The following is a 14,822-nucleotide window of genomic DNA, read 5'->3' on the forward strand; positions in this document are numbered from 1 at the left end:
AGTTAGTTTCTGATGGGCGCGAGCGCCGACCGTAAGCCATCACCAACCAAGTTAATGGCCAGCACACTAAAGAGAATCGCTAAACCCGGAATGGTGACTGCCCAAGGCGCAGTTAATAGATTGTCCATGCCTTGTGCCACCATCGCGCCCCATTCAGGGCTTGGCGCTTGTGCGCCTAAGTTTAAAAAGCCGAGGGCTGCAATGTCTAAAATTGCCGCTGAAATAGCTAGCGTCGTTTGAATAATAACGACTTCCCAGACGTTTGGCATGATTACATACCAAAAAACTTGCAGAGAATTCGCACCATCTAAACGCGCGGCAGTAACGTATTCTTTTTGTAGTTCTTCATGTACAGAATGATGAATTGATCGTACAAATTGCGGGGTTAACGCGATACCAACTGCCCAAAAAACGTTTTCTAACCCAGGCCCCATCACGGCGACCACTAAAATAGCCATTAATAATGATGGGATGGATAGAAGCGAATCGAGTAAATGGGCAAGAATACTGGATTTTAACCCGCGCATCATGCCCGATAACGAGCCGATAATAAATCCTATAATGAGTGCCGTGATGACGATTAATAACGCCATGCCAAAAGTAAGATGGGCACCGTATAGTAATCGACTAAAAATATCGCGACCAAGATCGTCAGTGCCTAAAAAATGCGTCACCGTACCTGAAGGATCCCAAGAGGGCGGTAATAGCAAAGCTCTAGGATCTTGAGTTTCTGGCGCAAAGGGCGCGATCATCGGGCCAAATAAGGTGAGTAAGAGCAATAATGAAATCGACCACAGGCCTGCTAACGCAAAGGGGTTGGCAGAAAATGTTATCCAAACTCGCTTTGCCGGAGAAGCAATACGGTCTTCTTGATAAACTTTAACGGGTTGCATAAAGGTCTTTTCTGCTCAGTGGATTAAAGACTGTGTGTAGCACTTCAATCAAGATACTTAGGAAGATGATCAGTAGGGCCACGGCCAGAATTCCTCCTTGGATAACGGTATAATCTCGTTGGTAAATACCTGAAACCAGCCAGGAGCCTACACCTGGCCAAGAGAAAATCATTTCAACGACAATAGCATAGCTGGCAAATGAACCCAGCATTAGGCCTAAATGTTTAAGTACAGGAATGAGCGCATTAGGCAAGGCGTGACGCAGTATGATAGTGCTTGTATGCATACCTCGTGCTTCTGCAGCGCGAATATAAGTTTGATCCATCACATTCATCATGGCTGAGCGGGTGCTACGAACGACAACGGTAAAGGGTAAAACTGCTAGAGTCATCGCCGGTAAAATAATATGCAGCAGTGCATCTTTAAATGCAGACATACCGTATTCAGATTTTGATAGCAAAGTATCAACCAGCATAAAGCCAGTAATGGGCTTAATTTCATACAGTAGGTTGATTTGACCTGAAATGGGTAACCAACCCAAATCGACCCCAAACCACAGTGAAAGATATAATCCTAGCCAAAATACCGGGACAGAGTAGCCAGTTAAGGTGATGGCCATGATGGTATTTTGGGTGAGTTTATGCTGACTTTGAGAGGCCAAAACGCCTATAGGGACTCCGAGACAAATGGCGATAATTGCCGCCATAGTGGCTAATTCAAAAGAGGCGGGTAAAACAGAACGTAATTCTTCAGCGACTTGTTGGTGCGAAGTCACCGAAATGCCTAAATTGCCGCTGAGCCGCTGTTGCAGATAAGCGATAAATTGCCACCCAGAGTGCTTATCTAGCTTATAGTCTTGTTCGATTTGAATTAGCTGGCTAGTCGTAGGCGCATGGATCCCCGTTAGTGCATAGGTACGTTCAACTGGAAATAATCCAGTGGCATAAAATAAGACCCCGATCATCACTAATGAGGTCGCAAGGAACAAATTAAGGCGGCGTAATAGATATGCAAACATTAATTCGCCTCCGAGTGGACTTGGCTTGTGCGCGCGAAGGAGATCCCGCCAAAGGGGGTTACTTGCATATTACTGATATCATGTCGTGTTAAAATAACGCGTTTGGCGTGGGCAAAACTAAGCAGAGGGACTTGATCGGCTAAAAAAGCTTCAGCTTGTTGGTAAATGACTTTACGTTCGGCTTGATCAGCTATTTCTCTGGCGCTATCTAACAGAGCATCAAACTCTGGGTTACACCAACGAGACCGATTATTATTCGATTGCATGGCTGAACAGCTCAATATTGGCGTAAAGAAGTTATCTGGATCGCTGTTATCAGCATTCCAACCAATGAGTACAGAATCATATTCATCACGACTAAGCCTTTGAGTAAACACGCTCCAATCGTAACTGATGATATTAACTTTTACGCCTATATTGGCTAAATCTGACTGGATTAACTCAGCCGTTTTCATCGTATTAGGGTTATAAGCACGGGCGACAGGCATAGCCCAAATATCGATACTGAGATTGGCTACGCCAGCTTCTTTCAGTAAATCACGCGCCTTTTGCGGATTATAGTCATCAATTCTTTTATTGTTTTCATAAGCCCAAGAAGCCGGCGGCAGAACACCTGTAGCTTCGATGGCAGTATTTTGATAAACCGCTCGCAAGATATCTTGCTTATCAACAGCGTAGGCAAGGGCGCGGCGTACTCTGACGTCATTCAAAGGAGGTTTTTGTGTGTTAAAAGCCCAAAATGCCACATTGAGCCCTGGTTGAGATTCAATATTTAATTCTTCATGTTGTTTGATAACGGCTAGCTCACCGGCTTTAGGCAGGGCAGATACACTGCAGTCACCAGTAATGAGTTTAGCGAGTCGAGTGGTACTTTTTAGCGTGATATCAAATACTAGCATTTCAACGTTTGCGGGTTCTCCCCAATAATCAGGGTTACGTCGATAGCGAATATATTCATTTTTAGCGTATTGAACTAAGGTGAACGGACCCGTGCCAATCGCAAAATGGTCTACATTTTCTGGCTGGCCTAGCGCTAATTGTTGCTGTGCGTATTCATCGGACAAAATAATGGCAAAGTCAGTTGCTAGGTTTGATAGAAACGACGCATCTTTACGGTTTAAATAAAACACCACTTCATGCTCGTTTATTTTTTCTATCTTTTTAACTTGTTCCGAAAAGCCAATACTTTGGAAAAAAGGATAACCAGTGCGGGAGACAAAATGGTAAGGGTGTTGAGCATCGATAATGCGATTAAAGGAGAACAACACATCATCGGCATTAAAGTAACGACTCGGGATAAAACGGCTTGAATGCTGAAACTGTACATTTTCTCTGAGGGTGAATCGATAGCTTAAACCATCATCGGACATGGCCCAACTCGTAGCTAAAGCAGGGACAAGTTTACCTGACTGAGTATCATAATCTATGAGTCGACTGTAAATCTGATGTGAGGTGGCATCAATTGTGGTGCCTGAGGTCACCAATTGTGGATTAAATGACTCAGGATTCCCTTCGGAGCAATATACCAAACCAGAAGGGAGTTGTTGAGGACTACACGCGACCAACAACCCACTCATGCAGATTACTGCAGTTGTTAGGCACCAGCGTCTAATTTGCATACTCATTTATAAATCATTATTTTATCGACTATGAATGCCCATTTTAGCAGTGCATCTCCCCCGTGGGCAATCTGCTTATGCTTTATCAAGTAAATTGTATTTTTTGAGGATACCACGTAGTTGGTGATAACTTAATCCGAGCATGTCTGCGGTCTTCTTTTGGTTGTATTGGCTGCTTGATAGTGCCTGTTGAATTAGGTCCATCTCATATTTCTCGGTTTGCTCTTTAAAGTCCAATGGAAAATTAAAGCTATTGGCTGGTGAACCTGAAAGGGTTTGGACTTCAACCTCAGCTATTGGTGTAGTTTGTGGCGTATTTATCACAGTGGTGGGTGTAACTGAGGCTATTTGACGTTCGCGTGTTTTCATTCGCGTTTTAGGGCGATAGGGCGAAGCAAAAGGATCGAGGGTAATATGCTCAATAGGACTATTTTCACCGCCATTACGATACACGCTGCGCTCAACGACGTTTTTAAGCTCGCGGATGTTACCCGGCCAATCGTAGGTCATTAACTGCTCGATAGCATAGGGGCTAAAACCACTAAAAAGCTGTAGTTTTAATTGCCGCGCCATGCCGATAGCGAAGTATTCTGCCAGCGTCATAATATCTTCGGGACGACAACGCAGCGGCGGCAGCGTGATGACATCAAACGCGAGTCTATCTAACAAATCGGCACGAAATTCGCCTGCCTCAGCAAGTGATGGTAAATCTTCGTTGGCAGCGCAGATTAAACGAACATCGGCCTGTACGGTTTTACTGCCGCCTACTCGTTCAAATTCACCATATTCAATCACGCGCAGTAATTTTTCTTGGATAAGTCCAGAGGTGTTGGCGAGTTCGTCAAGGAATAACGTACCGCCGTCGGCGCGCTCAAACCGACCTTCGTGTTTACCTTTTGCGCCGGTAAAAGCGCCGGATTCGTGGCCAAATAATTCACTCTCGAGTAAATTCTCACTCAATGATGAACAGTTTAGCTTAATAAAACTTTGATCCCAGCGCTTAGATAGATAATGTAAGCGTTCAGCAATAAGCTCTTTACCTGTGCCACGTTCACCAATAATCAGCACGGGTTTAGACAGTGGTGCAAGTTGCGACACATGTTCTAGCACTTCGAGTAGGGCGTTAGATTGACCGATTAGGTTGTCTTGCTGAAATTTATTATCCACGGTATTTTTTAGTCTTTCACGCTAAAATTTGGTGAAAATGATAATAGGTGGCTTGAAGCGTAAAAGGAAGTAAAAAGTTAAAATTTTGTTTAAGTGGCTGTATGCAGTATTAAATTTAAAGTTGGCACGGTTAGTGTAATACCTTCTGCGAGACCAACATCAATTTGAGGATAAGATTATGGGAATTTTCTCTCGTTTCGCCGATATCATTAACTCTAATATCAGTGCATTGCTGGATAAAGCTGAAGACCCAGAAAAAATGGTTCGACTGATTATCCAAGAAATGGAAGATACACTCGTTGAAGTGCGTTCTACCTCAGCTAAAGTGTTAGCAGAGAAGAAAGAGCTGCAACGTCGTATCAACCGTGTGTTAGAGCAAGTGCAAGATTGGCAAGATAAGGCTGAACTGGCACTGTCGAAAGACCGTGAAGATTTAGCTAAAGCCGCTTTAGTTGAAAAGCAAAAAGCGACCGGTTTAGCTGACACGCTGAATCAAGAATTAGTCGTTATAGAGGAACATATTGCACGCTTGAAAGATGAAGTGGGCATGTTACAAGAAAAGCTGCTCGATGCTAAAGCGCGTCAAAAGACCATTATTTTGCGTACGCAAACCGCGTCATCACGCTTAGAAGTGAAAAAGCAGTTAGATTCAAGCAAGATTGACAACGCTATGCTCAAATTTGAGCAATATGAGCGTCGTGTCGAAGGTTTAGAAGCCCAAGTTGAATCCTATGATCTTGGCAGTAAAAAGACCTTAGTCGATGAGTTTGCTGCGTTAGAAGCAGAAGATTCTGTGAATGCAGAACTGGCAGCACTAAAAGCCAAGATAAAAAGTAAAGCACCCACTAAGTCAAAAGAATAACAATTCAGAGGTGAGTTATGGATATGGACATGCTAATGGCGCCGATTATTATTTTTATGGTGATAGTCGCGCCTATATGGTTAGTTCTTCATTATCGCAGTAAGCGACAAGTGAGCCAGGGACTCACAGAAGAAGAGTTTTCACAACTCAATGACTTGATATCTAAGGCCGATAAAATGGCGGCGCGTATCGAGACCTTAGAGGCCATTCTGGATACAGAATCGCCTGAATGGAGGGGGAAACATGAGAGGATCTAATGGCCGTACTTTGTACCGCATTCCCCAGTCAGGAAAAATAGCGGGTGTATGTGCTGGGATTGCTGATTACTTTGCGATAGAAACCTGGCTAGTACGAGTGTTAGCAGCGTCTATCTTCTTACTTGGCGGTTCAGGTGTTGTATTTATCATTTATGTCGCTTTGTGGGTGATTTTAGATATCAAGCCACAAAAGCATTACGATAGAGACGATATCGAGCTAAAGAAGAAGCCGTGGCAATCAGGAGAACCTGCAAAGCAAGCGCTGAGTGACGTGAATCGTCAATTTAGAAGTTTAGAAATCAGACTACAAAATTTAGAACGTCACGTCACCTCTGACAACTTTGATTTAAAAAGACAAATCAACAGTTTATAACCCTTCTAAAGGGCGGCTATGTCCGCCCTTGTTGTTTAATTTCTTTTTGATTCTAGTGTATAGTTAACATCATTCGACATAAGGGAAGTCTCTAATGGGAATGCTTGATGCTTCACTCCATAAATTAACTCAAAAGGGTCAATCTCTATTACATCGAACCGCAGACCGGCATTTACGCTTGGCCGTGACTGGGCTTTCTGGTGCAGGGAAAACTGCGTTTATTACTGGGTTAGTCAATCAGCTGCTCAATGCAGGCCCCGTGTCTACGTTACCCCATGCCCACAATAATAATGCGTTACCCCTGTGGAAAGTGAGCCGCGATCAGCGATTGCTCGGCGTAAAGCGTGCCATGCAGCCGGATCTTGAAATTGCCAGTTTTGATTATCAAGGCGCTATGTTAGCGCTTACTGCCAATCCTGCGACTTGGCCTGCTTCCACTCGTACCATTTCTGAATTGCGACTGGCGATTAAATACCAGCCCAAAAAAGGGTTACTGGCTAAGTTTTCTGATACCGCCACGCTCTATTTAGATATCGTTGATTACCCCGGTGAGTGGTTACTTGATTTACCTATGCTGCGCCAAGATTTTGTAACTTGGTGCAGTGCCCAGCAAGTGCGTATTGATAATCTTAAAAGTTCACCCTTATATGCCCAGTTTGAGCAATCTTTAAAGGCATTAGATTTAGCGGCCAATGCCGACGAGCAGCAGTTAAAGCTGATTGCCGATCAATACCAGCAGTTACTCAATGATTTAGTGCATGTGCAAGGCTATTACCAAGCGCAACCTGGGCGTATGTTATTGCCGGGCGAATGGCAGGACGCGCCTTTATTAGCATTTTTCCCCTTGTTATTGATAACAAGTGAAGAGTTTACCAAGTTACAGCAAAGTCATAAGCACAGTGCTTTTCATGTGCTTGAAAAACGCTATCAAGAATATGTTGCTAAAGTTGTTAAACCTTTTTATAAACATCATTTTGCTAGTTTTGACCGGCAGTTAGTACTCGTTGACTGTTTTAGTGCGTTGAATCGCGGTAAAAAGCAATTTGAGGATATGGGCGCGGCGCTCAATGCCATTATGGAAAGCTTTCAGTTTGGTCAATCGAGTTATTTACGACGGTTATTTGCTCCGCGAATTGATCGTTTACTATTTGCTGCGAGCAAGGTTGACCATGTCACCCGCGATCAACAAAGCCATGTATTGTCGCTGTTAACCGATATGCTCAAACACAGCCAACATTTTGCCAGTTTCGATGGTTGCAAAGTAGAAACCATGGCGATTAGTGCTATCAAAGCGACTCGTCATGGCATGGTGAAAACACAAGAGGGTGAGGTCGAAGTGGTGCAGGGCATCGGACTTAACGGTAAACCTCTCACCTTGTTTCCCGGCGAAGTACCTACTCGCTTACCTGATCCTGATTTTTGGCGTAACCAAGGGTTTAACTTTATCGGCTTTGCACCGCCAAGTAATGCCAATGTCGACCCATCCCAAGTGCATTTTGAGCATATTCGACTTGATCATCTGCTGCAGTATTTATTAGGAGATAAGTTGGAATGACGTTAAAGCTATCGGATAAACCCAATGAGCAAACCTCCAATTCCGCTGTAAACGCGGCAGGACAATTGATTGAGAATAAACCACTGAAAAAACAGCAGCTGTTTGACTCACAAAGCGTAGAACTTAACCCTACTAAAGAGGAACTCAAAGCAGCGAAAGCCTTTGAGCCCACTACACCAGTGCAAGACGTTACCGCCGATGTTGAGGCGTTAATGGACGAGACATTGTTAGCCCATCCTAAAATGATTGATGCTAAATCGGTATCGCCTCAACTGGTTAAATCGCGCCGTTGGTCTTGGCTCGCTCGTTTTGCGGCGTTGAGTCTATTGCTGCTCGTTGTGGTTCAAACAGGATTAGGACTAAGGGATGCATGGCTTGAAAGCCCTTGGTTGTTTAGTTTTTATGCTGTGGTGCTTGGGGTCGTCAGTGCGTGGGCATTGGCGGGAGCTATCAGTGAGTACCGCAAACTTAAGCGACTAAAACATGTCGCAGATACTCAAGAAACGGGAGCAAGATTAGCGCAGAGCATGCAAATGGGTGAAGCTGACAGTTTTATCGATAATATCGTTTGTCATTATGAAAACAGCCAAGGGCTACAGCAACTTCGCCGCTCATTAAAAGATGAGCATAATGATGCCGAGAAAGTCATGCTATTCGAAGATTTAGTGCTAACTGAGCGAGATGAACTGGCGAAAAAAGTGGTGCGAAGATATGCGGCAGAATCAGCCGTGTTGTTGGCCGCTAGCCCTTTAGCTGTGCTCGATATGGCGATTATCCTATGGCGTAATCAACGCATGCTGCGCGATGTAGCCCGCTGTTATGGTATTGAATTAGGCTATTGGAGCCGGATTAAACTTATCCGCAGTATCATTATTAATATTATCTATGCGGGGACGAGTGAGTTAGTCACCGATTTAGGCACACAGTTATTATCGGTTGAAATGACCGGTAAATTGTCAGCTCGCTTGGCTCAAGGCTTAGGCGGCGGCATGTTAACCGCACGCCTTGGGTATCAAGCGATGGCGCTGTGTCGTCCGATAGTGTTTAGGGAAGATCAAAGGCCTAAATTATCAAAAGTGCATCAGGAATTATTAATCGAGCTTAAGCAGTTTTCAGGCAAACTGTTTACCAAGGAAGGCCGCGATGCACTAAAAGGCCAATTTGCTGATGTAGATGACAAGGATTATCGACCGTCTAAAGAGTAAAAAATACTCTCTATCAAATAGAGCGTTAAACTGCCGGAAATGCGCTAATGGACTTGCTCCTTAGCGCATTTTTTATCGCTTATGGTGGAGATTTTTGCCCGTAAATAGCTATTAACACCAATCACATTAACTATCTAATCAGTTCAGAGCCTCACGGGTATTTCAATCCGAGGCGCATTGACGCAGAAATGGTTATTCCCTTTTAAGTCAATGCAACACGGGAGTGGGATGCCTGTGAGGCTCCCAAAGGGCGGCTGATTTAACTGCATGGCAACGCGCTTTATACTGCGTTTAAGGCTTTCGACAGAGCACCACTATGTCTTCAATCCTTCGCCTTGTCTAAAGCGCGTTGAATTCCCGCTGAATGAACAGATAGTTAATACGATTGGTATAGCAAGTACTTTGCAACAATCTCTACGTAACAAGTTAGTTACAGTTTGACCGTGGGTTTTTTCGCCATGTTACTAGCTTAAGTGTTTAGTCAAGGTATGGTAGAACTTATTCGATGGGACGAATCCTTTCTATAGCATCGCCACATAATGCAGATATTAAGCTTTCTAACCCAACAACTAACAACCATAAAGAGCAGGAAGAGCTCAAAGCTAATGACAAGGAGCTAGGTATGCAAGATAAGTCAGCTAAAGCGTGGCAAGCGGCAACACAGGTTATTCATGCAGGACATACGCGAGAGGCTTTTGGCGCTTTAGTGACGCCGCTTTATCAAAGTGCAACATTTGTATTTGAGTCGGCAAAACAAGGTGGTGAGCGATTTGCGGGTAATGAACCGGGTTATATTTACACTCGTTTAGGTAATCCCACCACTGCTGAACTTGAGCGTAAAATGGCGATTTTAGAGGGGGCTGAGGCCGCTGCTGCGACAGCATCTGGTATGGGCGCCGTTTCTGGCGCACTACTGGCTAATTTAGAAATGGGCGATCACTTGGTCGCATCTAATGCGGTTTATGGTTGCACATTTGCCTTAATGACCACTCAATTGGCTCGTTTTGGTATTGAAGTGTCGTTAGTCGACTTTTCAGTTGTAGCGGAAGTTGAAGCGGCGATAAAACCTAATACCAAAGTGATTTTCTGTGAAACGCCGGTGAATCCTCATTTACAGGTATTTGATTTAACGGCTATTGCCAATATCGCTAAACGGCATCAACTGGTTAGTATTGTCGACAATACCTTTATGACGCCCTTGCTGCAGCGACCACTGGATTTGGGGATTGATATAGTAGTTCATAGTGCCACTAAATATTTAAATGGTCACGGTGATGTGATTGCAGGCATTGTGTGCGGTAGCGAAGAACAGATCCATAAAGTGAAGTATGAAATCTTAAAAGATATCGGCGCGGTCATATCGCCGCACGATGCATGGTTGATTTTACGTGGGCTTAAAACCCTAGATGTGCGTTTACAGCGTCATTGCGATAGCGCCGAGTGTGTAGCTGAGTTTTTATCTGAGCATCCCGCGGTCACTCGAGTGTACTACCCTGGGCTTAAATGCCACCCGGGCCATAGGTTTATCGGTAAACAGATGAAACGTGCTGGTGGTGTAATTGCTTTTGAATTAGCCGCAAATTTAGATGAGACCATGGCATTTGTAGGTTATCTAACGCTGTTTTCCATAGCGGTAAGTTTAGGGGACGCTGAATCCCTTATTCAACATCCGGCATCGATGACACATTCGCCTTATACCGTAAAAGCCAGAGCCGCGGCGGGAATTAGTGATAATTTACTGCGTATTTCAATTGGCTTAGAGGATTGTGATGATATTATCGCCGACTTAAAGCAAGCTTTGATGCGCATCATGTAGCAAGTTAATCCTACTAAGATTAGGCCTGCTTGGTTATTTTAGGGGGCAGTTAAGTTATTTAGAATATTTTTCAGTATCGATTTGGTATTTTAGGATCCCTTAGTCTATTTTTGATTGAAGGCCACGGAAGTAGGACGAGAGGCCGAATTTCATGGAGCAGAGGAATCGTTATGAAAACCACAAATCGTATACCCGTTATTATGAGTGTCATGGCATTAACCTTGTTATTAACAACACCAGTGAGTGCCACAGAAACAAAAAAAGCCGCCGAAAAAATGCAGACTCAGGTTAAATCTGAGACCAGTGAGATGACTGCTACTGCGAAAAAGGCGATGCCAGATGCCGCCCAAGTCAACATAAACACGGCTTCGGTTGAACAGTTACAAACGCTGAAAGGAATTGGCGCTGCTAAAGCTCAAGCAATTGTTGATTACCGCACTAAAAATGGCAAGTTCAGTACAATAGATGATTTAGCCAATGTGTCGGGTGTTGGAACTAAATTGATTGAACAGAACCGTCATATCATCAAGTTATAATCTTTAAGATATTCAGTGTTTAGCAATGCTAAGTTTGGGATAACAATGTTCAGTAACATCTAAATAAAAGCCTACATAGTTAGGCTTTTATTATTTTAATCACTTAATTTGCTTATAGATTGTGCAGTTGACTAGGATATTAGCAGATCTTGTTGATTAGCGCTTGATCCCGTAGTGCCCATAGGGGATAATCCTTCGCGTTCTAGCAAGCTCTTTGGTTTATCTAATCACAAGAGAATGCTCGAAGTTATGGTGACCCTAGGGTCCCCCCGCAATGATAACTTGTGAACTCGGCCAGGCCTGGAAGGGAGCAACCGCAGCAAGTGACTCGTGTGCCGGGGTGTGGCTCTAGGGGAACCTCCAATTTTTAATCTGCTATTTTATTATCCCCCTTTCTCCATCATGTCTTTTTTATCGTATTTTTTGTTTGGTTTTTATCTAAAATACGCTTAATAACGATTATCAGCATTCGAATACGTTTAGATTAAACGTCAAATTTATCTATTGCACTCTTCCATCTAATTATATGTATTATTAGTATCATCTGAGGTTTGAAAGTTGTGTTTGATGATTTTTACCTGATTATTCCTCGGCAATTGTTAATTCAGTCCGAATGCGATACTTAGTCAATATTAATTGCTTGCTTCAACCTCTTGTAATCTTTTTTGCAGATTTTGTTTAAGAAAGGCTCGCGACTTTTCTAGTGCTGTTTGGATCTCGCGTTTTAATTGTTGTAGTTCGTTGTAATCCTCAAAAAAGTAGGTATCGACAAGATGACGAACGTAACGTACAGGGAGTTGGTTTAAGGTGACGCAGCAAAGATCTGCGAGATAATCTTCGGGAAGCTCATCCATCAGTCCTTCGTCGGACAATATTTCCATTAAAAGCACTTCATAGTAATTACGGATTTCAAGTTGCATTTTGATACTCCATGACTGTTTTATTGAGTTTGCTACTACAAATAGTTTATCACAATCAAAATTTGGTCGAATCTTTAGCTTATATTGTAGTGTGACGGCTTTAACATTGCCGCTAATTGGGTCTATTAATGAGTTTTCAGCTGTTGTTGTAATCACTACCAATAGCCATTTTAAAGACTCCTTGTCCTTATTCGCTAATTGACGGTAAAACAATAGCTCCATGTTGTCTTCGCATCATGAAGATGACTTGATTTTGTGTTAGTCAGCTTTAACCCATTAATTTAGTAGTGATTTGGCTATTGATACTATTTTAACATCATCATTTTATGAGTTTTTATTAGGCAGTATTTTATCGCTAAGTGAACATCTATGTTGGCGTTAAACTCTGATTTGAGAGGGAGCGCCAGCTTAGTTATGCTGGCGCAATAGTCTGTTAGCTCGATAGTCAATATCGACTAATAGCCAATAGTTATAACTGTGAAATTGCCCAACTCATAAACTCTTTGCGTGTTTTTTCATCTGCTTGTAGCCACCAGTATTGCAACATTTGCTGTGGATGAGCACCAGCGGCTTTAGATGTATCAACAGGAGCAGTTAACGAGGTTGCGCTAATCGCCGTTTGAGCGGATGTTGCCGTAGGGGTAACAGCGACAACAGCACCCGCTGCGGCAGTAGCTGCAGTGGCACTACCAGATACATCATCAGTTTGATTACCCGTGAACAAACGAGAAACAAAGCTTTCTTCTTCTAAATCAGTATTAGTGACTTGGTAATTGACGTCGCCTTTGTCACTACGGGTTAATTTAACTTGCGGATTTTTAGCATAGATTTTGGGCTTTTTAACAACTTCTCCTTCGGCGGCCTCAAGGTGGTATTGATAGTCGCCATCCACGTTTAACGTCACGATAAAAGGAGCTGATTTAACGAAGGTTTGGCTGTCACTATAATCATCTTCTACCATTTCATGGTAACGAAGAGCAATTTTGTGAGTGCCGGGTGCCAAGGTTAAGCTGCTTTTATGATTGAATAGACTGGACTCCACTTTTTTACCGTCAAGGGCAATATATTCAAACGACATAGGAATGGTTAGGTCTGCTGCGAACACTGAGGCAGAACTAAGTAATACGAGCAGGCTGCTAATTGGCAAAAGTGATTTCATTATTATTCCTTAACGATTATTACTCTGATACGGGCGTTCGAATATTTGAATGCGATTTTCTATATAACTAATAGCTTGCCTGCATTTTCCTAAACGACGATGCATCAAAAGGATGTCATTTTGCAATTGTATTTTGTCAGCACTATGACAGTTTTCAAGTTTTGATTCCATTTCTTCAATTTTTTGTTCAAATTTTTTCGCCCAATTTAAATGTTTGTTCAATTCTGCGTAAATTTCATGACTATTTTGCATCACATTATTGGCAATCCATTCAAAACCACTGGCTTGATGAGATTGATTCTGGCGTTGGGTAAAGCGAGCACGACTACTGGCACGTTGCTGAGTTTTAGACTTGATATCAATAGAGGTTGTTAGCAAGGCACGTTTAACCGCGGTGAATCTGTCTTGGATCCGCTCACAGCTCAGTGCGATAGTTTGTGGGGCAAGTTTTAGCTTAATTTGTTTTTCGAGCTGAATAATACTGCTACGGATTTGTTCGATACAAGGACTAAGTAAAGCGCCGTGCTGAACAAATAACGAATGGTTAAAGCGCTCTGTTTCTTGTAATAGCTTACGTTGCGGTGGTGCAAGCCGGTTATCGTGTTGCAACACTTCTTGTTCTAGTGTTTGCAACTGATTTCTCATTATAGTCAGTAGTTTTGGGGTGTTCACAACCATGCACTCCATGCCAAATTCGCTGCAATCATTAACACAATTAAAATAAATAGCGGGCGGATAAAAGGCATGCCAAATTTAATCGCGCAGCGAGCGCCAATAAATGAGCCTAACATCATGCACAATCCCATTCCTAAACCTATTTGCCACTGTACTTGTCCAAGCCAGCCAAAAATAGCTAATGCGGTTAAATTGCTGGTAAAGGTCATTGCTCGGGCTAGGCCACAGCAGTGCAATAAAGGCAGCTTGTACAAAGAGCCTGATGTTACCGTCCAAAATGCACCAATGCCAGGGCCTGCAAAACCATCGTAAGTGCCTAAAGCTAATCCCTGAAGCCACTGTTTTTTAGCGGGAGGTTTAACAGTTGGGGTTTGGCTGTTGATATCGGATATCGCATTGGGGCTGACTAAACTGTAAATAGCAATGCCAATGATGAGTAGTGGTAAGGCTTTTTCAAGCCACTGTGTATCGACTAAATAGACTAAAAAACTGCCCAAGATTGCGCCAATAAATGTAGCGATAAAAGCCATGTACCAAAACGAAGGAGTAAAAAGATGTTGGCGATAATAGGTCCAAGCCGCCATAGATGATCCAAAACTTGCCGCTAACTTATTGGTGCCTAATACCATATGCGGCGGCATGCCTAAAGCTAATAGTGCTGGGATCGACAATAAGCCACCACCACCCACAACGGCATCAATAAATCCAGCGATAAGGCCAATAACTGCCAACAGGGCCCAATGACTAGGCTCGAGTAACAATTCCAA

The 14,822-nt window shown here is 43.1% G+C and carries 15 protein-coding genes and 1 other RNA gene; 8 read left to right on the forward strand and 8 right to left on the reverse strand.

What is annotated here, in order from left to right:
* Positions 1 to 2: 2 nt before the first annotated feature.
* From C9I43_RS04660 to pspF, 4 genes are all read right to left on the reverse strand, one after another.
* Entirely contained in the window at positions 3 to 893 is an 891-nt protein-coding gene (locus C9I43_RS04660; RefSeq protein ID WP_076498202.1) for an ABC transporter permease subunit, read from the reverse strand.
* Entirely contained in the window at positions 880 to 1,911 is a 1,032-nt protein-coding gene (locus C9I43_RS04665) for an ABC transporter permease (protein ID WP_076498204.1), read from the reverse strand. The genes C9I43_RS04660 and C9I43_RS04665 overlap by 14 nt, the downstream gene beginning before the upstream one ends.
* On the reverse strand, positions 1,911 to 3,536 hold the full coding sequence (locus C9I43_RS04670; RefSeq protein ID WP_107882403.1) for an ABC transporter substrate-binding protein: 1,626 nt from the start codon (positions 3,534 to 3,536) through the stop codon (positions 1,911 to 1,913). Before C9I43_RS04670 ends, C9I43_RS04665 begins: the two co-directional genes overlap by 1 nt.
* Positions 3,537 to 3,605: 69 nt before the next feature.
* Entirely contained in the window at positions 3,606 to 4,697 is a 1,092-nt protein-coding gene (gene pspF, locus C9I43_RS04675; RefSeq protein WP_107882405.1) for a phage shock protein operon transcriptional activator, read from the reverse strand.
* 178 nt (positions 4,698 to 4,875) lie between these two features.
* Between pspF and pspA the strand changes: the two genes are divergently transcribed.
* The 8 genes from pspA to ffs all read left to right on the forward strand — a co-directional run bounded on the left by pspA (position 4,876) and on the right by ffs (position 11,656).
* A complete protein-coding gene (pspA, locus tag C9I43_RS04680; protein WP_107882407.1) occupies positions 4,876 to 5,559 on the forward strand; it encodes a phage shock protein PspA in 684 nt (227 codons plus the stop codon).
* A gap of 17 nt (positions 5,560 to 5,576) precedes the next feature.
* Positions 5,577 to 5,816 carry an envelope stress response membrane protein PspB gene (gene pspB, locus C9I43_RS04685; RefSeq protein WP_107882410.1) on the forward strand — a complete coding sequence of 80 codons (240 nt, stop codon included), beginning with the start codon at positions 5,577 to 5,579 and terminating at the stop codon, positions 5,814 to 5,816.
* Positions 5,803 to 6,189, forward strand: a complete 387-nt coding sequence (gene pspC / locus C9I43_RS04690; RefSeq protein WP_076498210.1) for an envelope stress response membrane protein PspC — start codon at positions 5,803 to 5,805, stop codon at positions 6,187 to 6,189. Before pspB ends, pspC begins: the two co-directional genes overlap by 14 nt.
* A 94-nt stretch (positions 6,190 to 6,283) precedes the next feature.
* Positions 6,284 to 7,744: a YcjX family GTP-binding protein gene (locus tag C9I43_RS04695; RefSeq protein WP_107882412.1), complete on the forward strand. Its 1,461-nt coding sequence runs from the start codon at positions 6,284 to 6,286 to the stop codon at positions 7,742 to 7,744.
* Positions 7,741 to 8,949 (forward strand): TIGR01620 family protein, encoded by a 1,209-nt coding sequence (locus tag C9I43_RS04700; protein WP_107882414.1) that lies wholly within the window; start codon positions 7,741 to 7,743, stop codon positions 8,947 to 8,949. The genes C9I43_RS04695 and C9I43_RS04700 overlap by 4 nt, the downstream gene beginning before the upstream one ends.
* Before the next feature lie 622 nt (positions 8,950 to 9,571).
* Entirely contained in the window at positions 9,572 to 10,765 is a 1,194-nt protein-coding gene (gene megL / locus C9I43_RS04705) for a methionine gamma-lyase (RefSeq protein ID WP_076498214.1), read from the forward strand.
* Between the two features lie 170 nt (positions 10,766 to 10,935).
* On the forward strand, positions 10,936 to 11,301 hold the full coding sequence (locus tag C9I43_RS04710) for a ComEA family DNA-binding protein (protein WP_107882415.1): 366 nt from the start codon (positions 10,936 to 10,938) through the stop codon (positions 11,299 to 11,301).
* 258 nt (positions 11,302 to 11,559) lie between these two features.
* Positions 11,560 to 11,656: signal recognition particle sRNA small type (gene ffs / locus C9I43_RS04715), an RNA gene on the forward strand.
* Between the two features lie 277 nt (positions 11,657 to 11,933).
* Here the strand turns inward: ffs and C9I43_RS04720 are convergent.
* From C9I43_RS04720 to C9I43_RS04735, 4 genes are all read right to left on the reverse strand, one after another.
* The gene (locus tag C9I43_RS04720; protein ID WP_076498492.1) at positions 11,934 to 12,221 is read right to left on the reverse strand and encodes a late competence development ComFB family protein; all 288 of its coding nucleotides are present in this window, start codon (positions 12,219 to 12,221) and stop codon (positions 11,934 to 11,936) included.
* Positions 12,222 to 12,690: 469 nt separating this feature from the next.
* Positions 12,691 to 13,380, reverse strand: coding sequence for a DUF2057 domain-containing protein (locus C9I43_RS04725; protein WP_076498217.1), 690 nt, complete (start codon positions 13,378 to 13,380; stop codon positions 12,691 to 12,693).
* A 9-nt stretch (positions 13,381 to 13,389) separates the two neighbouring features.
* Positions 13,390 to 14,058, reverse strand: a complete 669-nt coding sequence (locus C9I43_RS04730) for a primosomal replication protein (RefSeq protein WP_181317849.1) — start codon at positions 14,056 to 14,058, stop codon at positions 13,390 to 13,392.
* Positions 14,049 to 14,822 carry a sulfite exporter TauE/SafE family protein gene (locus C9I43_RS04735; protein ID WP_107882417.1) on the reverse strand — a complete coding sequence of 258 codons (774 nt, stop codon included), beginning with the start codon at positions 14,820 to 14,822 and terminating at the stop codon, positions 14,049 to 14,051. Before C9I43_RS04735 ends, C9I43_RS04730 begins: the two co-directional genes overlap by 10 nt.

The organism is Shewanella morhuae (assembly GCF_003028295.1).
GTDB lineage: Bacteria > Pseudomonadota > Gammaproteobacteria > Enterobacterales > Shewanellaceae > Shewanella > Shewanella morhuae.